Source organism: Lyngbya sp. CCY1209 (assembly GCF_035615495.1).
In the GTDB taxonomy this organism is placed as follows: Bacteria; Cyanobacteriota; Cyanobacteriia; order Cyanobacteriales; family Microcoleaceae; genus Limnospira.
The window spans coordinates 1-23,408 of sequence record NZ_JAJENU010000199.1 but is presented as its reverse complement, the minus strand read 5'-3'; the positions used below and the strand labels follow the sequence as shown (position 1 = coordinate 23,408).

The following is a 23,408-nucleotide window of genomic DNA, read 5'->3' as shown; positions in this document are numbered from 1 at the left end:
GCTAAAGCCGCTTGAGTCGGTTTTCCTCTCCGCGATCAATCACGGAGCTTCCAACCCTCCCAGGAGTTTTACGTGATTTCACTTCACCTATTCCCTATTCCCTATTCCCTATTCCCTATTCCCTATTCCCCACGCGCCGCCCCATACCTGACGATTTTGACGGTTGCCGTCCGTCAGCCTGAAATTTTCCCCCGTCCAGAACGGGTGCCGGAAGGGGAGAATGGGAAAGAGAATCAAACAGTTGTCGGGAGAATATTCGGATGTCCCTCAATCTCGGACAGTTTTTTCGGGCCTGCAATCCCCGCTACACCCTCAACATGGCGAACCCGGAAGATCGGCAATACTACATTGATTTTGCGCCGGTGCGGGGTTCCAATGTGATTCGGGAACTGAAGCGGACGATCGCCTTTTCCCTCGCAGAACCCACCTGCCAGCTTTTTACCGGACACATCGGCTGCGGCAAATCCACCGAACTGTCCCGGTTGAAGACGGAATTGGAGGCGGAAAAATTTCACGTCGTCTATTTCGAGTCTTCCCAAGATCTGGATATGGCGGATGTGGATATCAGCGATATTTTACTGGCGATCGCCCGCCAAGTGTCCCAGAGTCTCGAAGCCAGCGGCATTTCCCTGCAACCCAAGCGCTTTCAAAGTCTCCTCCAGGGTGCGGCAAACCTCCTCAATGCCGACATCACCGCTTTGAGAGGCAACATTCCCTTCGTGGGAGACGTCGGCGTCCGCACGGACTCGGAAAGCTTTTCCCTCGCCTTCGGCATCGGGGAAATTACCGCCAAAGCCAAAGACTCCAAGGACGTCCGCGCCCTGCTGCGCCAACACCTGGAACCGCGAGTCAATAATATCATCGAAGCCATCAATCAAGAAGTGATCGCACCAGCCCAACAACAACTGAAAGAAAAGGGTCAATCCGGCTTGGTGGTGATCGTAGACAACCTCGATCGCATCGACAACAAACCCAAATTTGGCGATCGCACCCAACCCGAATATATATTTGTCGAGCGCGGCGAACAACTCAACAAATTGCGCTGCCACGTCGTCTACACCATCCCCCTGATCCTGACCTTTTCCAACGATAAAGAAGCCATCAGTAACCGCTTCGGTTCCCACGCCAAATTGTTGCCGATGGTGCGGGTGAAAGAACGGGAGGGCGGCGACTGCGAAGCTGGCATTTATCGGCTCAGACAGATGGTTTTGGCGCGGGCTTTTCCCGAGTTAGAAGAAAAAGAACGCCTCGCCCGCATCCCCGAATTATTCGACAGTCCCGAAACCCTTAATCGCCTCTGCAAAATGAGCGGCGGCCACGTCCGCAACCTGCTGATTTTATTATTTAATTGCCTGCAAAAAGACGATCCGCCCTTCAGCGGCTCTCTCATCGATCGCGTCCTCAGCGAACGACGCAACGAGTTGGGGAAAGCCATCACCGCCGACGAGTGGCAACTTTTGCAACAGGTGGCGACGGCAAAATCCGTCCGCGGCGAAGAGGAATATCAGACGTTATTGCGGAGTTTATTTGTGTTTGAATATTGCGACGAAAATGGCAGTTGGTTCGACCTGAATCCGGTTTTGGAGGGGACGAAGGAGTTGCAGTAAAGTTGTAGTTTTGTCGGGTGCGTTCCCCGACTCTTCACATCTCGGTTAAATCAGTCAGTAACAGGGGGGGAACGCATATAGAGTTGCATGGAGAAAATTTCAGCTATTCACCCATCTTGCCCTTCATGCAGCGCGGAATGTCCCTCATACAGCAAAGGAACATCTCGCCTCATCCTGCCCAACTCAAAAGCACCAATTTCGGTGGGTTCTAAATTCTTGTCCAAAAACTCCATTAATTGTGCATAATTTCTCACTAAAACCCGAGGCTTGTATTTGAACCTTTTGAACTTCAACTCCCATGGTTTCGTCAAATTTTTACTATTTGGTAATCCTTTTCAAATCGAGGTCTTATCGCCAAAGTTTTCCGGCTAGTTTCATCAAAATGGTACGCCGAGTTCTTCGACTTGTTGGCGGGCGTACTCGTCTTGTTCCCGACGCCTTTTGACGTACTCTTCGTAACTGCCGTAAGTTTCCCTAAACCATTCTTCGTCTTGTTCCTTGTAGTACAAGTATTCCGATCGCTCTGAGTATTCAGCCCCAAGTCTAGCTCTAATTGTTTCATAATTTTCGTAACATTTTTTTAGTTGAATAAACTTGTCTTTGCATCCGGACTTCTTGTCAGGATGCAACTGAATTGCAATTTTCTTATATAACTGTTTTGCTTCCCGCTCATTCTCAGCCGCCAACACCCAAGTACCCACTTCCAAATTGGAAAAAACCATCCCCTTTTTGGAATGAAAAACACACCGTCCCTGACTCATCCGCAAATAAAGGACGTTAGCCCAGACTTCAATAACAGCCAAATTTGGGTATTTCTTCTTCAGTGAAGCAAGAGCGTCAGAATAATTCATTGCAGCAGCTAGAATTGTCTTCACCCGGACGATAGACCAAAATGGAGTGAATGGCAATGGATGGGAAGGGTGGGAACGAACCGACTCCGATGCCAACGGGCTTGCCATTCAAGTCTCCCAAAAACTTATGGGCAATTTCCGGCATCTCCCCACTCTGATATCATGGGGTGTTGAATGACAGATCGCGCAGATAAATCCAAATGGCTCAGAGCAAACAGGACGTAAAATCTTTAGATGTATTCGGCGTGGGGAACGCCCTACTCGATATTTTGGCATTTGTAGAAGATGATTTCTTGATCACCCACGAACTCGCCCGGGGCGGCATGACCTTGATGGACGCCCACAAACAGGGCATCCTCCTGCAAGAGTTGGAAAATTCGGCGCTGAAATTGCGCTGCGGGGGGTCGGCGGCCAACACCATGATCGCGATCGCGCAAAGTGGCGGCAGCGGCTATTTTGCGGGGAAAGTCGGCGCGGACACCAACGGCGAGTTTTACCACCAAGATATGATCGCCGCCGGGGTTGAATTTGGAGTCGAAGCCGCGGCGACGGACTCCGGACCGACGGGAACCTGTCTGGTGCTTACCACCCCGGACGCGGAACGGACGATGTGCACCAACTTGGGGGTTGCGATCGCATTATCCAAAACGGACATCGATTTCGAGCAACTGAAAAGCTGCAAATACGTCTACATCGAAGGCTATCTGTGGGACTCCCCCGACGCCAAGGAAGCCTGTCTGGAGATCCTCGAATACGCCAAGGCGAACGGGGTGAAAGTGGCGCTCACCTTTTCGGATCTGTTCTTGGTGGACCGGCACGGGGCGGAGTTGAAGCGCCTGTCGGCAGAATACGCCGACGTGATTTTCTGCAACGCGGACGAAGTTCGGCGGTTGTGCGGCGAAACCGATCTGGAAGCTTGCGCCCGCCAGATGGCGGAGTTGGCGCCCCGGGTGTTCGTCACCAACAGCGGGGAAGGGTGCATTCTGGTGGAAAATAAAACCATCACCCCCGTCCCCGGTTTTCCGGTGAAACCCATCGATACGGTGGGGGCGGGGGATGCCTTCGCCGGGGGCGTGCTGTACGGACTCACCAACGGTTTGAGTGCCGAGAAAGCGGCCCGCTGGGGCAATTACCTCGGCTCCGAGGTGGTGCAAGTGCGCGGCCCCCGGTTATCTGAATCCTACCGCGATCGCCTGGAATCGGTGGTCGGCGGTTAGGGGGCGATGGGGGGAGGGGGAAGAAGCTGTTTCTTTCCCCCCAGTTCACTTAAACTTCGCCCGTCATTTTGACCATCGGTTCGCTTTCTCCGGTCGTTTCTCCTTCCGCCGCGGCGCCTCTCGGAAGCAGGATCGAGGCGACCAGTTGCTGGGGTTCCGCGATCGCTTCTACGCCTTCGGGAAGTTGCAAGTCGCGGATGTGGAGTGCATCTCCGACGTTCATAGCCGAAACGTCCACGTCGATACTCTCCGGAATATTTCCCGGCTTGCAGTTGACCTGAATTTCGGTGATCACCCCGTCGAGCATTCCGCCTTCATTTTTGACGCCGGCCGGTTCGCCGACAAAGTTGAGGGGAATGGTCACTTCCACGCTGTCCTGAGTCGCCACGGAGAAGAAACTCAGGTGGTAGGGAAATCCTTTCCAGGGGTGAGTTTGAATTTCCCGCAGCAGGGCTTTCCCGCTCCAGGACAGGTCGGGGATGTCGAGTTGAATCAGGGTGTGGTTGACGGCCCCTTTTTTGAGCAGATTTTCCGCCGCCTTGGCATCGATGGTGAGTTCTTCCGACTCCGCACCCTTGTGGCCGTACAGGACGGCGGGAATCAGGCCTTCCCGGCGCAATGCTCTCGGTTTCGACCCTTCCGGGCGCTGTTTACATTCGACTTTAATTTCCATCAGAGTTTCCCTGTCAATTCACTACATTTTTTTCAGTCATCCCGCCGCCATTTGTGGTTTCAAAAATCGGGTCAAAAGCCCCCACTTTTGAGGAGTGAGGAGTGAGGAATGAGGCAAAAGTTTCCCTCTATCTCTCTCTCAAAAAGTCTGACTTTTAACTTTTGACTTTTGACTTTTGACTTTTGACTTGTAAAAGGCGGGCGATCGCCGTTCGGTGAAATTTTATCATATCCCCGAAAAACTGGGGGTTTTAGGGAGCGCACGCACCCTTCTCAAACCCCATTTAAATTCGCTCCAACCCCTCGAAAATCGAGGAAAGTTAAGCTTTGGTGTCCACGGGCTGGCCGTCGGCGTCCAACAGCGCCCGTTTGGGGCCGTGGATGGGATCTTCGACGATGATGGTCTGGTCGCGGCTCGCGCCGAGGGAGACGATCGCGATGGGAACCTCCATCAATTCCGCCAAAAATTTCAGGTAGTCGAGGGCCTGTTTCGGCAGGTCGTCCAAACTCCGACATTCGGCGGTAGAGCGTTTCCAACCGGGCAAGGTTTCGTAAATCGGCTCGCAGCGGGCAAATTTGTTGCCGTCGCTCGGGAAGTGTTCGCAGCGATCGCCGTCCACATTGTAGGCGACGCAGACTTTGATTTCTTCCAATTCGTCCAATACGTCGAGTTTGGTGATGGCGAGGCAGTCCAGACCGTTGATCCGCACCGCGTAGCGGCCGATCACGGCGTCGAACCAGCCGCAGCGTCGCTCCCGTCCGGTGGTGGTGCCGAATTCCGCCCCGCGATCGCGCAACACCTGTCCGATCCCTTCCACCATTTCCGTGGGAAACGGCCCTTCGCCCACCCGGGTGGTGTAGGCTTTCGCCACGCCGATGACGCGATCGATCATCGTCGGACCCACACCCGCCCCCACGCAGGCCCCCCCCGCCACGGGGTTGGAAGAGGTGACGTAGGGATAAGTCCCGTGATCTAAATCTAAGAGCGTCCCCTGGGCCCCTTCAAATAAAATATTGTGCCGTTTCCGTACCGCATCGTCGATCTTGAGGGAGGCATCGACAACGTGGGGACGCAGGCGTTCGGCATATTCGAGATATTCCTCGATCACCGCCTCCGCGTCGAGGGGCGGGAGGTTGTACAGTTTTTCGAGGAGGACATTTTTATAATTGATCGTCCATTCGAGCTGCGATCGCAGGCTCTCCGAGTCCATCAAGTCGATGATCCGAATGCCCGTGCGCTCCGACTTGTCCGCGTAGGTCGGCCCGATGCCCCGACCCGTCGTCCCGATTTTGCGAGTCCCCCGACGTTCCTCCGACGCCTGGTCGATCAGGCGGTGGTAGGGCATCGTCACGTGGGCAGTTTGGGCGATCATCAGTTTTTCCGTGGAAATGCCGAGATCCGCCAATTGGTCTAATTCTCCGATCAGCACCTTCGGGTCAATCACCGTCCCGGAACCGATGATGCACTCGGTATCCGGATACAAGATCCCGGAGGGAATCAAATGCAATTTAAAGGTCTGGCCATTGACCACGACGGTATGACCCGCATTCACCCCCCCTTGGTAGCGAACGACAACATCGGCCGATTTGCTGAGGAGATCGGTAACTTTTCCTTTTCCTTCGTCGCCCCACTGGGCTCCTATTACGATTACGTTAGCCAAGGGACTCTTACGCCAAGCTACGGTTTACACAAACTCCTATTATCCAATGTCCATTGATTGAATGTCAAATCGATCGCGACAAATTGGGGCGGGGCTCGGGGGCGGGGGAGGCTTCTCCACTCCCTCCGCCCCCATACCGCAAACCCCAACAATGTCAACCCCGGAAAGCGTTAAGTTTTGTTACACTTGAAAGAATTCAGCAGCCGAGATCGAATCGCGATCTGAATTGCGTTTTCGGTCGGTTTCCGCCGACACCGCCCAACTATTTATTAGCGTTCAAGAGAATATTCCTATGCCTTTACACGCCGAGCTACACCGCCATCTGGGAGGTTCCGTCGTCCCCCGCATCCTGTGGCGCTACTTCCAACGCCACGATCGCAATTTAGCCGGACAATTTCCGGAGTATTGCCAATTCGAGGAGTTTTACACCAAGCCGCGCAACACCCTAGATGAGTACCTAGAACTGCACACGATGGTGGAGCACGTGCAGACGGAACAGACCCTGCCCTATTTCATCTACCGGCTGATGCGGGGAGCCTACACGTTTGAAAATTTGGCCTATCTGGAGTTGCGTTACACCCCGTACCTGCGAACCCCGGAACACCTGAGCCAGTCCGATCGCATCGACTGCATGGCGGATATCGTCAAAATTGTCGGCCAAGCCAGCCGCACCGGGGACACACCCATCGTTACCAGCCAAATTCTGTGTATGCACTCGCGCCTTCCCTACGAGGTGAACCGGGCGATCGTGGATCTGGCGGCCCAGATGCCGGAGTGGGTGTGCGCGGTGGACTTGGCCGGGGGAGATGCCCACTACCGCGATCGCCTGGACGAATTTGTGAAATTGTACGAATACGCGCGATCGCGGGGTCTGAACACCACCGGACACCTCTACGAAACCCCGGAAGGGTGCTATCCCGAACTGCTCCCCCACCTGATGCGGATCGGCCACGGCATCCAGATCCCGCTCCGACATCCGGAATACCTGAAAGAACTCGCCCGCAACAACCAGTGTTTGGAAGTGTGCCCCACCACCTATTTGAAAACGGGGACTCTGGAGAGCATCCACCAACTCAAAGCGGTGTTCGACCGCTGTTTTGAAGCCGGGGTGGATATCGCCATCTGCACCGACAACGCCGGACTCCACAACGTCCGGTTGCCCTTCGAGTACGAAAACCTGCTCACCCAGGACGTGATCGACTTCCGACAACTGCAAGCCTGCCAGCGGGCCGCGTTCCGCCACGCCTTCGCCTGGCCCCACCAGGAGCCCCCGGCTCAAATGCTCACCGACCTGTTAAAACCGGAACCGGTGAAAATTGGGGTGTAAGGAAAAATTGAGAATTGATAATTGATAATTGAGAGTTGTCAATTATCAATTCATTGTCGGGCTTTGGACCCCCGCTTTTGTCAAATCTCAAGGAGACTACATGAAATGCAATACAACTCGATGGGCGATCGCTTTGAGTCGGCTGATTTTAGGTTCGACCCTGTTGGGGTTGATGGGGAGTTGTAGCGAACCGGTCGATTCCTCGGTGTCCCCGACAGGAGAGACGGTGGAAGCGGCCCAGACGGAAGCCCCACAGTCCTGGTCCGACGGGTTTGAGGACTCGGACTGGCAGGAGAAATGGGAGGTCAGAAGTTCGCGATCGTGGGGGTGGGAGAATCTGGAGGTCATCGACGACCCCAGCGGCCGATTCGATCGCGTCCTGAGAGTGGTCTACCCGAAAAATTCGGTGACTCCCAGCGTGGCCCGAAAAGAAGGAGTCCCCGTCGGCGGAGGCCAGTTTTTGGCGGATTTGGGGATGCCGCCGGCGGACGCCATGCGGTTGAGCTATTACCTGCGGTTTTCCGAGAATTTTGATTTTGTCAAGGGTGGGAAGTTGCCGGGATTGTTCGGCGGCGACGAAATTAGCGGGGGCAATATCCCGGACGGGACGAACGGATTTTCGACCCGGTTGATGTGGCGTCGGGATGGCGATGGGGAGGTTTACGCCTACCTACCCACCAGCGACAAATACGGCACGTCCATCGATCGCGGCGCCTGGCGGTTCGTGCCGGGGCGCTGGTATCACATCGAGCAGGAGGTGGTTTTGAACGAACCGGGTCAAGAAAATGGCCGGATTCGCCTCTGGGTGGACGGAGCCCAAGTGATCAATCGCGATGATGTGATGTTTCGCACCACCGACGAGTTGAAAATTGAGGGGATCTTTTTCTCGACCTTTTTCGGGGGTGGGGATCTGTCCTGGGCGACTCCGGAAGATGTTTACGTGGATTTTGCCGAATTCTCGGTGTCTCGACCGTAGCGATCGGGGCGGGGCGGGGAACCGATCCGCCGGAAGGGAATGAAAATTCGAGGAGTGAGGAGTGAAACGTTTTTCTTTCTTCGCTTCTCTTTTCTCTTGGCTCCCGCCCTCACAAATGTTTTCGGAAATCGCAACGATCCGGAGTGGATTGACCGGCGATTTTGACGTGGCGGCGGCGATCGAACCCCCGATTTTGCAACGAAAATTTACACGATTTAACTTGACAAAAATCCCGTAATTCTATCTTTTTTCGGCAAAATTTCGGGGCGTCGGACTGTCGCTCCGCGCCAATGTAACTTTTTGTAAAAAAAACGGGTTTGGTAACATCCAATACAGAATAGGGTGTATATTAAAAACAGAGAGCAAAGTTGTCAGTCTACATTCCATCAGTGAGTTACGGGAGTACCGCAAAAATGTATACTCAAGCACAAACTCCGACCCTGATGACGCGCAACCACCACGCCATCACCGTTGCTTCCAACTTTCGATCGCACCGAAGTTTCATCAGACCGGGCGGGGGTAGTCCCCGAGGTCAACGAAATTCTTAGGATCGGGATTCCATGACCCGCCCAAATGTCATCGAATCTTCACAAACTCCCCACCTTAATTTCCGGCTGCAGAACTGTTTAAAACATCAATTATCAATTTTTGATTTCTCAAATTTTTAAATAGACTGAACGGCTCTCGATTCACATTTGTCCGCTTTTGAACCGACGCACTTACCCCCAAACGGTAAGACGGAGAGGTTTTTTGTCCAAAAATTCACCAACCCACAGATTTCACAGACAAGAATGAGGAGGAAAATACAATGAGCCACGTCCTGACCGCCATCGATAAAACCCTTTTAAATAAAGTCGAAACCCTGACGGGGATGACGGAATCCGAAGCGGAAGTCGCCCTCAACACGATCTCCAAATTTACCATGTCCGGTTTTATTAAAATCAAAAAGATCGAGCGGGAAGGCGGCAGCGATCGCGATGTCGAAGTCGTCAATAATTTTATTAAAAGAATGCCCCATTATCGGGGAATGCTTTACCGGGGCATCCCCTTCTGCAAGCTCGAAAAACTGCAAGCTTTCCTGAAAAACCTACAAGAAAATGGCGGTTATGCGATCGACTCCATGACTAGCTTCACCTCCGATGAATTCGTCGCCGAAGATTACGCATCCTCCCGCCACCCCGTCATGATGCGGATCAAAAATAATCGCTCCGGCATCTCCATCCAAGAATTCTCGGCCCTGTATGCCGAAAGCGAAATTCTCGTCCCCAAAGGCACGCAATACCGCGTCACCCACATCTCCGAAGTCGTCGAAGACGGAGAAATTCTCTATATCGACATGGAAGAAATTTAGACGCGGCGGGGAAGAGAATCGCTGTCGTCAAAGCTTTCTCAGGTTAATGGCTAATCGGGGGGATCTTTTATCCCCCTTTTCTATTGCTTGTAAATTTGGTCGATCAGCCAAATCGAGGCGACCAACCCGGCAAAGTGGGCGACGATGGTATGATTGCTGGCGAGGACAACGAACAGGTCGATGGGTTGGATGAAGTCCCGCAACGCCCCAGCCCCGAAAACCGCCTGGGAGGAAGGCTGGGAAACGGCTTTGGCCAGCAAGATCCCGCCGATCGCCTCCGCCGCCACCAACGTCAGGGTCATCCCCACCAAATTGCTAATTAAGGTGATGCGAATTTGCTTGATCGTATCGGCCCGGGAGGGGCGTGCGGGTCCTGGCGATCGCAGCTTTTGAGATAAACGGGTGTAACCGTAGGCGCGATAGGTGCTGAACCCCAACACCAGCAACCCAAGCACCGCAAAGAACAACCCGCCCCCGCTGCCGGAAGTCGCCACGGGGGTACGCGACGCTTGGCTGGCGATGGCAGCAAAGAACAGGATAATGCCGGAAATCACCGCCAGGACGAGTTGCACCCAAAAACAGATCCACCCGGCCCGACGCAGTGCGATCGCGACTCGCTGGACGGATGAGGCCGATGGTAAAGAGGGGGGTTCGGATGGGTTGGACATCGTTTCAAGCTGTATCGTGACCGGGGGATGGAGCCGACTCTCGAGCTGGGGGGCCCTGGATGATCTGGCTCTTTCCCAGAATAAAGGAGAAGTGGGGCGATCGGTTAACTCCTTATCTTTTATATCGCATCGATCCGTTTTCCGAGGTCGATCGGGAGAGGGTGTCACAATAATAAAGTGTCGTCAACCCTAATATTGGCCGTGTCAGACCTGCTGGAGATCGCCGAAACTTACCTACAAACGTCCGTCGCCCCCCTCGCCCAGGACATCGATCGCGATCCGGAAGCCTTGCGTCAAGCTTGGCGGGGGTTGGGAGAATTGGGGATGCTGACGCTGCGGGTTCCCCGGAAATTGGGCGGGCCGGAGGTGACGGCGGACGTTTTCGCCGGATATCAGGAATGCATCGCCCGCCATTCGGGGGCGCTGGCGTTTTTGCAAACCCAACATCAAAGCGCGGCGGGGATGCTGTCTGTCAGTTCCAATTCCGCTTTGCAACGGCAATATTTGCCCGCCATGGGTCACGGAAAAATCGGTGTCGGGATCGGTTTTTCCCAACTGCGACGCCCGGGAAAGCCGATGGTGCGGGCGGTTCCGGTGGAGGGCGGCTACCGGCTCGACGGGACGGTTCCCTGGGTGACGGGATGGGGGATTTTTGAAGCGTTTATCGCGGCGGCGACGTTGCCGGACGGGCGGGCGGTGTTCGGGGTGGTTCCGTTTCGCGAAACTGAAGAGAACGGGGGCGCGATCGCAATCGGTGCCCCGATGTCCCTGTGCGCGATGACGTCTACAAATACGGTGGCGGTGACGCTGAAGGATTGGTTTTTATCGGGCGATCGCGTGGTGTCGGTGCAACCCGTGGGGTGGATCGAAGAGAATGACAAAAAAAAGGTATTGCAGGCGAGTTTTTTCGCGCTCGGGTGCGCCCGGGCGGGGCTGGATATCGTGGAAACGGCCTTTGAAAAGCGGGGATTTCCGTTTATTCGGGAGGCGGCGGAGTCTCTGGGCGAAGAATTGAGAAACTGTCGGGCGGCAATTTTAGACGCAATCATTGGAGATGAAAAATACGGCTTTTCCGAACAGGTGAAATTGCGGGCGCGGGCGATCGCTTTGGCGGTGCGGTGCGCCCACGCGGCGGTAACGGTATCGGCGGGGGCGGCAAATTTGAGCGATCGTCCGGCGGGGCGGGTGTATCGGGAAGCGCTAGTATTCACCGTTTCGGGGCAAACGCAGCCGCTGATGGAGGCGACGTTATCGGAAATTGGCGGCGGATTGGGCGGTTTTTGAAATCGAGTTAATCCCTTACAGCGGTTTTTGCTCGAATGAGAACCGCACGATCCCCCTAAATCCCCCTTGAAAAGGGGGACTTTGAATTGGAAAGTATACCTCATTGACTTGAAAATTGCTGTAATTCGGGAGGAGCCATAATTGATATGCAATCCGGTTGGATTTCCGCACCGCTTGGGAATCAATTCCCTTTTCTCATAGCACCAATCATCGGTCGATGATTGGGAGTAGACTTCATCAAAATAATCGCTTTTATATGACAATTGATAAAATCAGTTTTCCTCCGTTCCTTCCCTCTTCGATCCGCCAACTCCGGGAACCCGAAATGGTGGCGATCGCCCGAGATATTCGGCGCATCCCCATCGCCACACCTTTATCGTCCCGACCCATTCAAACGGCTCACGTCCGCCGCGATCGCGGTGCGGTTCCCACCGTTTTCTTACACGGTTTCGACAGTTCTTTTTTGGAATTTTCCCGCCTCGTCCCCCATTTAAAATTATCCGATATTTGGCTATTGGATTTGATCGGATTCGGATTCAGCGATCGCATCCCCAATTTATCCTACTCTCCGCAGGCCTTAAAAACCCACCTCTATCATTGTTGGAAAACGTTAATTAAAAAACCGATGATTTTGGTGGGCGCGTCGATGGGAGGGGCGGCGGCGATCGACTTTACCCTCACCCATCCCGAAGCGGTACAGAAATTGATATTAATCGACAGCGTGGGTTATAACGGCGGGTTTGAATTGGGGCAATTTTTGGTTTACCCCTTCGACGATGTGGCGGTCGAATTCTGGCGACAGCGGAAACTGACGGGGTTGAATTTCGGCTCGTTTTTTGGCATTAATTCTCGCGATATCGAGGCGATGCGGTGCGTCTGCGTTCACATGGATATGCCGGGATGGAAAGAAGCGATCGCCTCGTTTACCCGCAGCGGCGGTTATTTTAATTTGCGCGATCGCATTTCCCAAATTGACAAACCGACCTTAATTTTATGGGGCGATAGGGATGAGACGTTGGGGACGGAAGATGCGATCGCGTTTAAACGGGATATTGCGGGTTCGCGGTTGGAATGGATCGCCAATTGCGGTCACGCACCCCACTTAGAAAAACCGGAAATAACGGCGAAATTGATTGATGAATTTATTGGGTGCGATCGTTGACAATATATTTTCTCGTTGTGTTCCTCGGTCGAGCCGAAAGTATGATCTGATGATATAATGATTTTGGGATAACGGTTGAGTTTGAGTTGTTCACCAACACCCCAGGAAAACAAAATGTCTATCGATCTCAAGCGAGTCCAAGTAAAGCGTCTCTTTGATGCCTACGATTTGGATGTACCCATTCAAGATAATACTTTGATCCTGGTCGGTGAAAACGGATCGGGCAAAAGTACACTGATCAACTTGATATATTATACGTTAACCGCTCAGTGGGAGCGTCTGAAAGAGCTTCCTTTCGAGTCCTGTATCATTACGATTGGTGACGATGAATATCCGCTAAAAAGAGCCAGTCTACCGAGTTCCCAGAGAGATATTGGGCGTAAAAAAATTGTTATTCTCGATTATTTTAACCGCAAGCTAACCGAAAACGACTTCAACACTCTTCTGGATGACCTGGCTGAAAATTCTTCAGAATATTGGTCATCATCGCAAGGGACTGAAGATTTGAGAGCAATTAAAAGCAACTTCCCTCAAATACACTTTGCAGCTTTACGAGATTTGGCTGAACTCAATCCGAGATTTAGTTCTTTGGAGGAGAATGAAACAACAAAAGTTGCAGAGAGTCTTGCTGAAACGGTACAATCCAGTGACCGAGAACAAATTTTATTTTTGCCAACCTATCGTAGAATTGAAAAAGAACTGAGAGATGTTTTCCCTGATCGAGACTTTGATGATTTCTTATCTTTCTCTAAAAGGAGCCGTTATCGTAAGAAGCATCAGGCTGCATACATTGAACTTGTCGAATTTGGGATGGAAGATGTAATTCGATCATTTGACTCAACTTTGTCAGACTTAGACCAAAATTTCCGCAATGAACTCAATCGACTTACAGGATCTTATTTGGGTGATATTATACGCAACAACTACAAAAATGTTGATGCTTCTCAACTGGCTACTGAGGAATTTTCTCAAACTATAGATTTGATGCTACCTCGAATTGGAAATATCCTTTCGGAAGACGACCGCTATAAACTGAGAAATTTACTTGAAGATGTTAAATCTCATGAAAACCTATCTGAAGACCAACGTGTACCCGCTTATTTTTTAACTCGTTTGGTTGAAATTCACAAGCGTCAACAGGAAAAGGAAAGTTCGATCCGAAAGTTAGTCAATTTGGTCAACCAGTATCTCAGCAATAAAGAACTGGAATTTAATCCGACTGAATTCAAACTTATAGTCACCAGAAAAAATAGAGAAAAAAATGAAGTTTCTGAAGTTCCGTTGCCAGGATTGTCCTCGGGAGAAAAACAGATCATCTCATTATTTTCTCACATTTTTTTGAGTGACTATGAACGATATTTTGTCGTGATTGATGAACCGGAATTGTCGATATCTGTGCCCTGGCAACGCCGGTTTCTGCAAGACTTGAAAGATACGGGAAAGTGTTCCGGTTTAATCGCAGTGACCCATTCACCTTTCGTGTTTGAAAATTCACTGGCGGAATATGCACATTCTATCAGTGAGTTTATCCGGGAGAGTTGAAAATGTCATCGTTCTTGGATGCTTTGAAAGCCGCACCCAAAACATCCCAAGCAAAATTAAATACAGTTCTCATGAGCTTCAGACCGGATGGTAGGGAGATCTACATTTTTCTCGAAGGTCGGGACGATCCTTCTTTCATCAGAGTCAACGTTCAACGAGTAGCCGAGGCGAAAGCTTTATCTGTCCAAACGATTATATTGGGAAATAAAAAAGAAGTTTTGAATGCCTATGATTATCTAGAACAACGATTTCCAGACAATCCCAGACTCATGTTTTTTGTTGATAAAGATCATGACGATCTCATCGGAGAAACTCGGGGAATCACAACCCAGCGAGGCTTATTCGTCACCCCACACTACTCCATCGAGAATTATCTCGTTTCAGAAACGGCAATTGCGGCTATTTTGACGGACTGTTGGGGTTTGGATTCATCCAATCGTGCGATCGCGATCGCTTGTGAAAAGTTTCGAGAATTTCAGGAACAATATCGCCTCATATTCTTACCGTGGATGGCGTGGCTTTTGGCCACCCGGCGATCGGGGCAAAAACCAAACAGTAACAATATAAAGTTTTCGATAATAACTGTCAATCCAAATTATCAAATTATTCTAAATTGGGAACCGGATATATTGACCCACCTGGCGAGAGTCTGCAATGTCAACATCCAACCGGATCATACAGCCATTGACTCGGCTACCAAAGAACTGGAAGCTTTGCCGACAAAAGTTTGGCTGCGGGGAAAACAAGAACTCTGGTGTTTGATAGCATTTATAAACAGACTTGAGCAAGATGCAAAAGCTGAAAAGATAAAGCTGAAAATCCGTTCGCAGATCAATCTTAACAATCTCGTTGAATGGTTGGCTCCTCGCCTACCCTGTCCTTTAGATTTAGAAGATTATCTGACAACGAGACTTGGAAATATTGAACAATAAAGAAACTTAAAATATATAAATTTGACTTGTATTATAGTCAGTTTATCAATACAGAAATTTTCAAGTCAATGAGGTACACCTTCCAATTCAAAGTCCCCCTTTTCAAGGGGGATTTAGGGGGATCATCCGTTTCTCATTCGAGCGAAAACCGCTGTATTCATATTCGATCCGCCGAATCTGCCCCCGCCAGTAAGGTTGCGGCCCCTCCGACAGCAGCCAAGCCACCTCGCCACGTTGCGGAATCATCATTCCGTCCCGCAATTCGTAATCCCAAAAACGTCCGACCCAAGGAGTCGCAACCAACTCGCCGCCGACATCCCGAAAGCGCCCCTCGGAACGCACGGAAGCGATCGCACCGTCCGCGCCGAACTCAAAAATCAGCCGCACCGTCGTCTCGCCCTCCGTCAATTCTGCCGCGGCGGTGGTATCGTCGATCGCCTCCCAACGCACCCCCTGACTGGGTAAAAGTGCCGTCGGATACCAGGCGGCTTCTGCCAAAAATCGCATCAGTTCTCCCTGGTCTAATTCCGGCGTTTCTGGCTGTTCCATCACTGTCAAAAAACCGAACAATTTCGCCCTCAAAATCCCCCGACCGGCGACGTAGGCATCGCGGACGAAAACGGTCAACCCCGGCGTCATCGAAATGCGGGCATCCCACAGGAAACCCGGACGCCGGGGGACGACCCGCTGAGTTGACCGGAAAGGCCGCCACTGTTCCCCGGTTTCGCTGAAATTGAACGTGCCGACGTGATCGATATCGACCCCCGTAATGATGGGTTGACCGTCTTTTAGGACTGTTTGAAAGTACCGTCGCACCGGGTCGGGCAGGGTTGCGATCGCCTCCGGATTGTAGATTTCGGTATCAGTTGGCGATCGCCCCGCCCGCAATTTTGCCCGCAATTTCTGCGTTTCGGCCTGCCAGCGATAGGGTCCGTAGAACACCAAAACCGCGACGGCGGCGACGACAAGGATCGATACTATTATCAAAAATCCCTTCAGGTTCATCGGCATTTTTCCTCAGATGGCGTGGGGGTAAGTTTCGGGCAGATCTTCGGGTTCGGGTTGGATGCGATCGAGGGGTTCGACGGCGCGGGAATTATCAACATGGATGATCGCATCAAACTGGCGGGATAAACTGGCGTAAAAGTAATGGCTGGCTCGTTCGGTTTCGGGGCGGTAAATGACGCCGATCGCCCGTTCCAGGCGGGGGGATTCGAGCGATCGCGCGATTTCTTCCTCCTGTAATGACAGCCAAAATCGCTCCATTTGGGTACGGTGAAATAGGTTTTCGTAGCTGTTCCCCATCGAGGGGCGAACCCGCTTCAGTTGCACCGGGGCATCCCAGTCGGAGGCGGCTGCGACGGTTCCGGTGTGGGTGGTGAAGCCGACGGAAACGACCTCATTTCCGTAACGTTCCCGGGCGAGTTGTCCGAGGTTGAGTTCGCCGCGATCGCCCATTTGGGTGGCCCGGGCGTCGCCGAGGTGGGAATTGTGGGCCCAGACGATGACTTTCATCGGTTCGCCTTCCCGAGCTCCGTGTTCGATCAGGCGATCGAGGGTTTCCCCCATGTGGCGATCGCGCAAATTCCAGGAGGAAACCTGTCCGCGAAACATCGCCCGATAATATTCCTCGGCATCTTTGATGACTTGGGCGTTCCATTCGGCGTAGAAAAATTCATCTTCCGGGATGCTGCCGTCTCGTTGGGCGTAATCCGCCGCCTGACGCTGCAATTCTAACAGTTGATTCACCACTTCATCTTCGCAGGATTTGGTCAATCCGAAGGCGGTGGCGAAACCGTATTCCTGGGGTTCTTCGCCGAACTGCCCGAAACAATTGTAACGCTCTCGGGCTCTTTGTGCGGCTTCGGGATCGACGCGATCGAGGTATTGGAGGACGGCGGCGATGGAGGTGTAAAGGCTGTAAAGATCTAGGCCGTAAAATCCGACTTTGCGACTATTTTCGGGTAAATTATCATTATGTTGGCGCAACCCGTCGATAAAGTGCAGGACGTCGGTATTTCGCCACATCCAAGTTGGAAAGCGGCGGAAGTCGCCGACGGATTCTCGGGGGGTGAGATCCTCCCCCATTCCCCGGACGAAACGGTTGATGCGGTAGGCGTCGGGCCAGTCGGCTTCTACGGCGATCGCGGAAAAGCCCTTTTCTGCGACGAGACGCCGGGAAATTTGGGCGCGTTCGTAGTAGAAATCGTGGGTTCCGTGGGATGCCTCGCCCATCAAAACGATGTTGGCGTCGCCGATAAAGTCCATCAAGGCGTCGTCGTTGGCGGCGGTTTCGGAGATGGGGCGGGCGTTTTGGCGGATGAGATTGACGGTGCGATCGATCATGATTGTATGAGTCTCTGATACTACCGATTAAAAATGCTTTTGTTTTTAGGGTAGAGGAGGTGCGATCGCGCTTTCGTCTGACGATTGGTAGAAAAAATTAAATTATTTCCGTTCGGGGTCTATCTTTTGAGGGAGATTGGTAGGTATGGCACTACGTTAATCGATTAAAATACTCGAACAATTTTACCACAGAGGCACAGAGGACACGGAGAAATTATGGGTTTTAACCGACATCCTCACAATCCATCGCCCGTTTAAATTGAATGGGTTAATCCATCCCTTCAACTCGGAGTGTTCGGATAAAACTTTGCCATTGACCGACTTTTGAACCGGTAATATCTAAAATTGGGATATTGACGGTCGGAGTTACTCTGTAATAGGTGATTCGGGTCGGTTCGGGTTGTCCTAAACCGTAGCGATTGGCAACCCTTCTCGCCTCTTGACAGTTGATGCCGTAGGCTCCCATTTTGATATCTCCGCCCCCCGCATAATATCGCCAAATAATGATGTCTAAAGGTTGGCCGGAACTCGCACTTTCCTGACATTCGTGGTGGGTAATTTCAAACATTTTGGCAATATGCACGTCATAGCGACTCAATTGCCCTCCGTAAGCGGATGTCTGCCTGGGATTGCGATCGGGGACGACGAAATTGGCGACGCGGGTTTCCTGTCCGGGAGAGGGAAATACGATCCGGGTAATGGGAACGGCGGTAGACTGGGCGATCGCGTCTTGCAGGATTCCCAAGGTTGACAATGCGACAGTTAAACCGACCCCGATCGCTTTTTTCGTGAATGTTGTGATAACCATACGTTCAACTTCACTTTTTCCGATTCTAGCCGACTGGCCCTTCGGAGTCAACCCTACAAACTCGCAAAGCGATCGCCCACTTCCACCAACGCTTTGGCGATCCCCGGTTCGCTCATCGAATGTCCGGCGTCGGGTACTAGAATAAACTCCGCTTCCGGCCAAGCTCGATGCAATTCCCAGGCCGTTTTCATCGGACAAACCACGTCGTAGCGGCCCTGAACGATCGCCGCCGGAATGTGGCGGATGCGACCGACATTTGCCAATAGTTGATCCTCTGATTCAAAGAAGCCGCCGTTGACGAAATAGTGGCACTCGATCCGGGCGAAGGCCGTCGCAAAGTCGCGATCGCCGAACTTTGCCATCAAGTTGGGATCTGGGAATAACTTGCTGGTACTCGCCTCCCAAATCGACCAGGATTTCGCCGCCTCCAACCTCACCTCCGGGTCATCGCTGGTGAGGCGTTTGTAGTAGGCGGAGAGAAAATCGTGGCGTTCTTCCGGGGGAATGGGTTTGATATATTCTTCCCAGGCATCGGGGAAAATGTGGCTGGTTCCCTCCTGATAAAACCATTGCAGTTCGGATTTTCTCAACATGAAAATTCCCCGCAAAATTAACCCCTTGCAGCGATCGGGGTGCGTCTGACTGTAGGCCAACGATAAGGTGCTCCCCCAACTGCCGCCAAACACCACCCAGCTTTCAATTCCGAGGTGATTTCGCAGCCGTTCGATATCCGCCACCAAATGCCAAGTCGTATTTTCTTCTAATTCCGCGTGGGGGGTACTTTTGCCGCATCCCCGCTGGTCAAACATCACGATCCGCCACTTTTCGGGGTCGAAATAGCGGCGATAATCGGGCAGACAGCCGCCCCCCGGCCCGCCGTGGAGGACGACGACGGGTTGACCTTCGGGATTGCCGGACTGTTCAAAGTAGAGGGTGTGCAAGGAACTGACTTGCAATTGTCCTTCGGCGTAGGGTTCGATGGGGGGGTAAAGTTCAGCCATATCTGATAATTGGATTTCAGGGTTTAAAATCATTTATAAAGATGTGGGGGCAAGCCTCTGTGCTTGCCCATTGATTATAACTAATATGAGATTTTTATGGTGGGGGCAAGCCTCTGTGCTTGCCCATTGATTATAACTAATATGAGATTTTCAGGGTAGGGGCAAGCCTCTGTGCTTGCCCATTGATTATAACCAATATGAGATTTTTATGGTGGGGGCAAGCCTCTGTGCTTGCCCATGGATTGTCACTGGCTAATTGATGGTAACCGTTGGCAACCGGAGACGGTTGCCCCCACCAATAATTGAGATTTTGAGATTTTGAGATTTTAATTGTAGGGGCAAGCCTCTGTGCTTGCCCATCGATCATCACTTGCCCATTGATTATAACCAACAATTGAAATTTGATTACGATCGCGACAAAGGATAAACTTCTACGGGGTCGAGTTGGCGGCGGCAGATCTGACGCCGTTCTAGATTGTCAGCATAGCACTCGTTGACCTCGGTGCGCCCCTCGGGGGATGCGATCGCTTCAATGAAAATAACGTGGGGGAGTTCCGCAAAAGCTCGCCCAAATTTCCCGGTTCCCCCCGGTTGCAAAACGGCGGGGGCGACGGTGGCTTCGTTGCGGTTCACTTCCACCAGGCGATCGCCCTCCTGTCGGTAGAGGCGGTAAATCACCCGCAGCGATCGCATCGCGTCGGAACCGGTGTTGGTGAGTTGGCCTTCGACGGTGTAGCGTCCCGCCGTCAGCGTCTCATCTTCGATCAGTCGCATTCGGTCAATTTTGACTCCGCCATTTTGGGCGATTTCCAGGGGAGACGGAACCGCCGACGGGGGGACAGAGGCGACAGGGGTGGGGAGGACGGTTCCCAGCCACAGTGCGGAAATTAGAGAAATTTGCCAGTATTGTAACATCGATCTGAATGGGACCTATAGCGATCGCAACGGTTCTCCTCGCCAGGAATTGCCGAGATCCCCGCCTCGATCAGTTTATCGCGGAAGGGGGACGCGATCGCCACGAATTTTGATTGATTTGGACAAGAACGGGCGAGATGTCCGTTTTGCTGAAACTTGTTAGAATGAAAACTTCAATCATCGCTCCCCCTAAATTCTGAATCATCTATGACTGCAACTGTCCCGAATCAAAGTTCCGTTAATTTATCGCCAATTCGAGCCGATATCCGCACCCTACAGCCGCAATTGGTCGAGTGGCGGCGGCACCTCCACCAACATCCAGAATTGGGGTTTCAGGAACAGTTGACGGCGGAATTTATCGCCCGCCAGTTGAGGAATTGGGGCATCGACCACCAAACCAATATTGCGGAAACCGGGATCGTCGCCACCATTGAAAGCCGGCAGCCGGGGCCGGTTCTGGCGATCCGGGCGGACATGGATGCCCTGCCGATTCAGGAGGAAAATGAGGTCAGTTACAAGTCCTGTCACGACGGGATCATGCACGCCTGCGGACACGACGGACACACGACGATCGCTCTGGGAACAGCTTATTATTTATCTCGACATCTGCCCGATTTTTGTGGTACAATTAAATTGATATTTCAACCCGCCGAAGAGGGTCCCGGAGGAGCCAAGCCGATGATCGAGGCGGGGGTGTTGAAAAATCCCGATGTTGATGGGATAATTGGATTGCATTTGTGGAATAATTTACCCTTGGGAACCGTCGGGGTGCGCTCGGGGGCGTTGATGGCGGCGGTGGAGTTATTTGAATGCACCCTATTCGGCAAGGGCGGACACGGCGCGATGCCCCATCAAACCGTGGATGCGATCGTGTTGGGTTCTCAAATTGTGAATGCCCTGCAAGCGATCGTCTCCCGCAATGTCGATCCCTTGGATTCTGCCGTCGTGACGGTGGGTTCCTTTCACGCCGGACACACCCACAATGTCATCGCCGGACAGGCGACGATGAAAGGGACGGTGCGATATTTCAACCCCAAATTTCAGGGATATTTCGGAAAGCGAATCGAGGAAATTGTCGCCGGAATTTGTCAGGGTCAGGGCGCGGAATATGACTTGAGTTATTATTCCCTGTATCCCCCCGTCATCAACGATGAATCGATGGCAAATTTGGTGAGAAGTGTCGCCGAATCCGTCGTAGAAACGCCGGCCGGTGTCGTGCCGGAATGCCAGACGATGGGGGGCGAGGATATGTCATTTTTCCTGCAAGAAGTGCCGGGGTGTTACTTCTTCCTGGGAGCCGCAAATCGCGATCGCGGCTTGGCTTACCCCCACCACCACCCCCGCTTCGACTTCGACGAAACCGCCCTCGGAATGGGGGTGGAAATGTTCGTCCGGTGCGTCGAAAAATTCTGTCAACCGCGTCCCACAAGCTTCTAGCTTGTGGACACCGGCAAGATGCCCGTGCTACCGCTTGACATCCATTCAACAAAACCGTCACACTAAATCAGTAGATAGCCATAAATATCATCCATGCAAAACAGTACACTGCTCCTAACAAAAGAACTCCCCGACCTCACCTATTCCCCCCTCTTAGATCGCTTTGACGAGAGTTGGGAAGCCCCGCTCTCAACCCTCCTGGGGTTGGGGCGGGCTGCGGGGGCCGATCTGGTCGAATTCTTTCTAGAACGCAACAATTTTCTGAGTTGTTTGGCCGAAGACGATCGCATTACTGGCGTATCTCCCCGCCTCTCCCTCGGGGCTGGAATTCGAGTTTTTAAAGGCAAGGCTGATTGCTATGTAAGTACCAACGATCTGTCCTTCGCCGGACTACGGACAGCCTTAGAAAAAGCTCTGTCAATTCTCGGGTTGCAACTTCCTTCCCCTGTCGGTTTCATCCCCCCCATTAATTTAGAATTTTTGCGGGATTATGCCACCAAAAAAGAGAAGGAAAATTGGCTGTCTGAATGCAGTTCAATGCAAGAAATGGGGGATATTTTGTTGGCATCAAACGCCCAATTATTGAAAAAAGCGAACCACGTTCAATCCCGGCGTTCTTCTTATTTTCGAGACTGGCAAGAAGTGATGGTCGCCGCCAGCGACGGCACCTTTGCCCGGGACGTGCGACTGACACAATCTCAGATTTCTTTCCTATTGTGTGCCGACGGAGAAAATCGCTGTTCCATCAGCAAGCGGGGCGGAAATACCAGCCGTCCGGACGGGTTGCGGACCTGGGATTATGAAACCGATGCCGAAGAGATTGCAGAGTCGGCGGGGCAAATGCTGTATGCGGATTATGTGGAGTCGGGACGCTATCCTTTGGTGATGGCAAATCAGTTCGGCGGGGTAATTTTTCACGAAGCCTGTGGCCACTTGTTGGAAACGACGGCGATCGAAACAAAAACGACGCCATTCGCAGAGAAAAAAGGGGAGAAAATTGCCCACGAAAACCTCACCGCCTGGGACGAGGGATTGTCGGACAAAGAGTTCGGAACCATCGACATGGACGATGAAGGAATGCCCGCCCAGCGGACGTTATTGATCGAAAATGGGGTGTTGAAAAACTTTTTGTGCGATCGCGGCGGGGAACGCAAAACCGGACACCCGAGAACCGGAAGCGGACGCCGGCAAAACTACACCTATGCGGCGGCGAGTCGGATGCGAAATACCTATATCGCCCCCGGAGATTATTCAATTGATGACCTATTTGCATCCATCGATCGCGGCTTATACTGCAAGAAAATGGGCGGCGGCAGCGTCGGCGATACGGGACAATTTAACTTCGCCGTTCAGGAAGCCTATCTGATCGAAAATGGCAAAGTGACAAAACCCCTAAAAGGTGCGACATTGATCGGAGAGGCGACGGAAATTATGAACAATATTTCCATGTCTTCCAACGATATCGGACTCGCCGCCGGGTTCTGCGGCTCCGTCAGCGGCAGCGTTTACGTCACCGTCGGACAACCCCACATCAAAGTTGATGGAATTACTGTTGGGGGAAGGTAAAATTCAATCTGTGGGGGCAGTGCCTCTGTGCCTGCCTATCTCATCTACAAATTAGATGGGATTGAGACTGTGGGGGCAGTGCCTC

At 52.3% G+C, this 23,408-nt stretch carries 20 protein-coding genes; 11 read left to right on the top strand and 9 right to left on the bottom strand.

Translation table 11 applies throughout. The annotated features are described in order from the left end of the window. Positions 1-260: 260 nt before the first annotated feature. A complete protein-coding gene (locus LKE08_RS03710) occupies positions 261-1,607 on the top strand; it encodes a P-loop NTPase fold protein (protein WP_324702847.1) in 1,347 nt (448 codons plus the stop codon). Positions 1,608-1,984: 377 nt separating this feature from the next. On the opposite strand, the gene LKE08_RS03705 is transcribed toward LKE08_RS03710, so the two are convergent. Beyond that, on the bottom strand, positions 1,985-2,566 hold the full coding sequence (locus tag LKE08_RS03705; RefSeq protein WP_324702846.1) for a hypothetical protein: 582 nt from the start codon (positions 2,564-2,566) through the stop codon (positions 1,985-1,987). A 92-nt stretch (positions 2,567-2,658) separates the two neighbouring features. Here LKE08_RS03705 and LKE08_RS03700 point away from each other — a divergent pair, with 92 nt between their 5' ends. Next, complete coding sequence (locus LKE08_RS03700) at positions 2,659-3,675, top strand: adenosine kinase (RefSeq protein WP_324702845.1); 1,017 nt, start codon at positions 2,659-2,661, stop codon at positions 3,673-3,675. A gap of 49 nt (positions 3,676-3,724) precedes the next feature. Here LKE08_RS03700 and LKE08_RS03695 read toward each other — a convergent pair whose 3' ends face one another. Then, the gene (locus LKE08_RS03695; protein ID WP_324702844.1) at positions 3,725-4,348 is read right to left on the bottom strand and encodes a 50S ribosomal protein L25/general stress protein Ctc; all 624 of its coding nucleotides are present in this window, start codon (positions 4,346-4,348) and stop codon (positions 3,725-3,727) included. A gap of 319 nt (positions 4,349-4,667) precedes the next feature. Further along, the gene (locus LKE08_RS03690) at positions 4,668-6,008 is read right to left on the bottom strand and encodes an adenylosuccinate synthase (protein ID WP_324702843.1); all 1,341 of its coding nucleotides are present in this window, start codon (positions 6,006-6,008) and stop codon (positions 4,668-4,670) included. A 292-nt stretch (positions 6,009-6,300) separates the two neighbouring features. Between LKE08_RS03690 and LKE08_RS03685 the strand changes: the two genes are divergently transcribed. The 3 genes from LKE08_RS03685 (at position 6,301) to LKE08_RS03675 (ending at position 9,662) form a co-directional block, all read left to right on the top strand. After that, positions 6,301-7,335 carry an adenosine deaminase gene (locus tag LKE08_RS03685; RefSeq protein ID WP_324702842.1) on the top strand — a complete coding sequence of 345 codons (1,035 nt, stop codon included), beginning with the start codon at positions 6,301-6,303 and terminating at the stop codon, positions 7,333-7,335. Between the two features lie 100 nt (positions 7,336-7,435). Then, complete coding sequence (locus tag LKE08_RS03680; RefSeq protein WP_324702841.1) at positions 7,436-8,311, top strand: polysaccharide lyase; 876 nt, start codon at positions 7,436-7,438, stop codon at positions 8,309-8,311. Positions 8,312-9,119: 808 nt separating this feature from the next. Further along, positions 9,120-9,662, top strand: a complete 543-nt coding sequence (locus LKE08_RS03675) for an ADP-ribosyltransferase (RefSeq protein ID WP_324702840.1) — start codon at positions 9,120-9,122, stop codon at positions 9,660-9,662. Positions 9,663-9,742: 80 nt separating this feature from the next. Here the strand turns inward: LKE08_RS03675 and LKE08_RS03670 are convergent, their stop codons facing one another. After that, entirely contained in the window at positions 9,743-10,330 is a 588-nt protein-coding gene (locus LKE08_RS03670; RefSeq protein WP_324702839.1) for a DUF3611 family protein, read from the bottom strand. 201 nt (positions 10,331-10,531) lie between these two features. On the opposite strand from LKE08_RS03670, the gene LKE08_RS03665 reads away from it, so the two are divergent. From LKE08_RS03665 to LKE08_RS03650, 4 genes are all read left to right on the top strand, one after another. Then, the gene (locus tag LKE08_RS03665) at positions 10,532-11,614 is read left to right on the top strand and encodes an acyl-CoA dehydrogenase family protein (protein ID WP_324702838.1); all 1,083 of its coding nucleotides are present in this window, start codon (positions 10,532-10,534) and stop codon (positions 11,612-11,614) included. Between the two features lie 256 nt (positions 11,615-11,870). Further along, positions 11,871-12,776 carry an alpha/beta hydrolase gene (locus LKE08_RS03660; RefSeq protein WP_324702837.1) on the top strand — a complete coding sequence of 302 codons (906 nt, stop codon included), beginning with the start codon at positions 11,871-11,873 and terminating at the stop codon, positions 12,774-12,776. A gap of 114 nt (positions 12,777-12,890) precedes the next feature. Next, the gene (locus tag LKE08_RS03655; protein WP_324702836.1) at positions 12,891-14,318 is read left to right on the top strand and encodes an AAA family ATPase; all 1,428 of its coding nucleotides are present in this window, start codon (positions 12,891-12,893) and stop codon (positions 14,316-14,318) included. Positions 14,319-14,320: 2 nt separating this feature from the next. Then, on the top strand, positions 14,321-15,250 hold the full coding sequence (locus tag LKE08_RS03650) for a DUF4435 domain-containing protein (protein ID WP_324702835.1): 930 nt from the start codon (positions 14,321-14,323) through the stop codon (positions 15,248-15,250). A gap of 102 nt (positions 15,251-15,352) precedes the next feature. Here the strand turns inward: LKE08_RS03650 and LKE08_RS03645 are convergent, their stop codons facing one another. From LKE08_RS03645 to LKE08_RS03625, 5 genes are all read right to left on the bottom strand, one after another. Continuing rightward, complete coding sequence (locus tag LKE08_RS03645; protein ID WP_324702834.1) at positions 15,353-16,255, bottom strand: DUF6920 family protein; 903 nt, start codon at positions 16,253-16,255, stop codon at positions 15,353-15,355. Between the two features lie 12 nt (positions 16,256-16,267). After that, positions 16,268-17,596, bottom strand: a complete 1,329-nt coding sequence (locus tag LKE08_RS03640) for an erythromycin esterase family protein (protein ID WP_324702833.1) — start codon at positions 17,594-17,596, stop codon at positions 16,268-16,270. Positions 17,597-17,864: 268 nt separating this feature from the next. Next, entirely contained in the window at positions 17,865-18,404 is a 540-nt protein-coding gene (locus LKE08_RS03635; protein WP_324702832.1) for a hypothetical protein, read from the bottom strand. Positions 18,405-18,457: 53 nt separating this feature from the next. Further along, on the bottom strand, positions 18,458-19,405 hold the full coding sequence (gene pip, locus LKE08_RS03630) for a prolyl aminopeptidase (RefSeq protein ID WP_324702831.1): 948 nt from the start codon (positions 19,403-19,405) through the stop codon (positions 18,458-18,460). Positions 19,406-19,810: 405 nt separating this feature from the next. Continuing rightward, positions 19,811-20,320 carry an FxLYD domain-containing protein gene (locus tag LKE08_RS03625; RefSeq protein WP_324702830.1) on the bottom strand — a complete coding sequence of 170 codons (510 nt, stop codon included), beginning with the start codon at positions 20,318-20,320 and terminating at the stop codon, positions 19,811-19,813. A 207-nt stretch (positions 20,321-20,527) separates the two neighbouring features. On the opposite strand from LKE08_RS03625, the gene LKE08_RS03620 reads away from it, so the two are divergent. Both LKE08_RS03620 and LKE08_RS03615 read left to right on the top strand, forming a co-directional pair. Next, on the top strand, positions 20,528-21,757 hold the full coding sequence (locus LKE08_RS03620; protein WP_324702829.1) for a M20 family metallopeptidase: 1,230 nt from the start codon (positions 20,528-20,530) through the stop codon (positions 21,755-21,757). A 93-nt stretch (positions 21,758-21,850) separates the two neighbouring features. Continuing rightward, a complete protein-coding gene (locus tag LKE08_RS03615; protein ID WP_324702828.1) occupies positions 21,851-23,323 on the top strand; it encodes a TldD/PmbA family protein in 1,473 nt (490 codons plus the stop codon). Positions 23,324-23,408 lie beyond the last annotated feature (85 nt).

Bases quoted from the DNA above. Each gene is read 5' to 3' on its own strand.
- LKE08_RS03675 (WP_324702840.1), top strand. From the start codon at position 9,120: ATGAGCCACGTCCTGACCGCCATCGATAAAACCCTTTTAAATAAAGTC.
- LKE08_RS03640 (WP_324702833.1), bottom strand. From the start codon at position 17,596: ATGATCGATCGCACCGTCAATCTCATCCGCCAAAACGCCCGCCCCATC.
- LKE08_RS03660 (WP_324702837.1), top strand. From the start codon at position 11,871: ATGACAATTGATAAAATCAGTTTTCCTCCGTTCCTTCCCTCTTCGATC.
- LKE08_RS03635 (WP_324702832.1), bottom strand. From the start codon at position 18,404: ATGGTTATCACAACATTCACGAAAAAAGCGATCGGGGTCGGTTTAACT.
- LKE08_RS03700 (WP_324702845.1), top strand. From the start codon at position 2,659: ATGGCTCAGAGCAAACAGGACGTAAAATCTTTAGATGTATTCGGCGTG.
- pip (WP_324702831.1), bottom strand. From the start codon at position 19,405: ATGGCTGAACTTTACCCCCCCATCGAACCCTACGCCGAAGGACAATTG.
- LKE08_RS03695 (WP_324702844.1), bottom strand. From the start codon at position 4,348: ATGGAAATTAAAGTCGAATGTAAACAGCGCCCGGAAGGGTCGAAACCG.
- LKE08_RS03680 (WP_324702841.1), top strand. From the start codon at position 7,436: ATGAAATGCAATACAACTCGATGGGCGATCGCTTTGAGTCGGCTGATT.
- LKE08_RS03615 (WP_324702828.1), top strand. From the start codon at position 21,851: ATGCAAAACAGTACACTGCTCCTAACAAAAGAACTCCCCGACCTCACC.
- LKE08_RS03645 (WP_324702834.1), bottom strand. From the start codon at position 16,255: ATGAACCTGAAGGGATTTTTGATAATAGTATCGATCCTTGTCGTCGCC.
- LKE08_RS03650 (WP_324702835.1), top strand. From the start codon at position 14,321: ATGTCATCGTTCTTGGATGCTTTGAAAGCCGCACCCAAAACATCCCAA.
- LKE08_RS03685 (WP_324702842.1), top strand. From the start codon at position 6,301: ATGCCTTTACACGCCGAGCTACACCGCCATCTGGGAGGTTCCGTCGTC.
- LKE08_RS03620 (WP_324702829.1), top strand. From the start codon at position 20,528: ATGACTGCAACTGTCCCGAATCAAAGTTCCGTTAATTTATCGCCAATT.
- LKE08_RS03705 (WP_324702846.1), bottom strand. From the start codon at position 2,566: ATGGCAAGCCCGTTGGCATCGGAGTCGGTTCGTTCCCACCCTTCCCAT.
- LKE08_RS03670 (WP_324702839.1), bottom strand. From the start codon at position 10,330: ATGTCCAACCCATCCGAACCCCCCTCTTTACCATCGGCCTCATCCGTC.
- LKE08_RS03655 (WP_324702836.1), top strand. From the start codon at position 12,891: ATGTCTATCGATCTCAAGCGAGTCCAAGTAAAGCGTCTCTTTGATGCC.
- LKE08_RS03710 (WP_324702847.1), top strand. From the start codon at position 261: ATGTCCCTCAATCTCGGACAGTTTTTTCGGGCCTGCAATCCCCGCTAC.
- LKE08_RS03625 (WP_324702830.1), bottom strand. From the start codon at position 20,320: ATGTTACAATACTGGCAAATTTCTCTAATTTCCGCACTGTGGCTGGGA.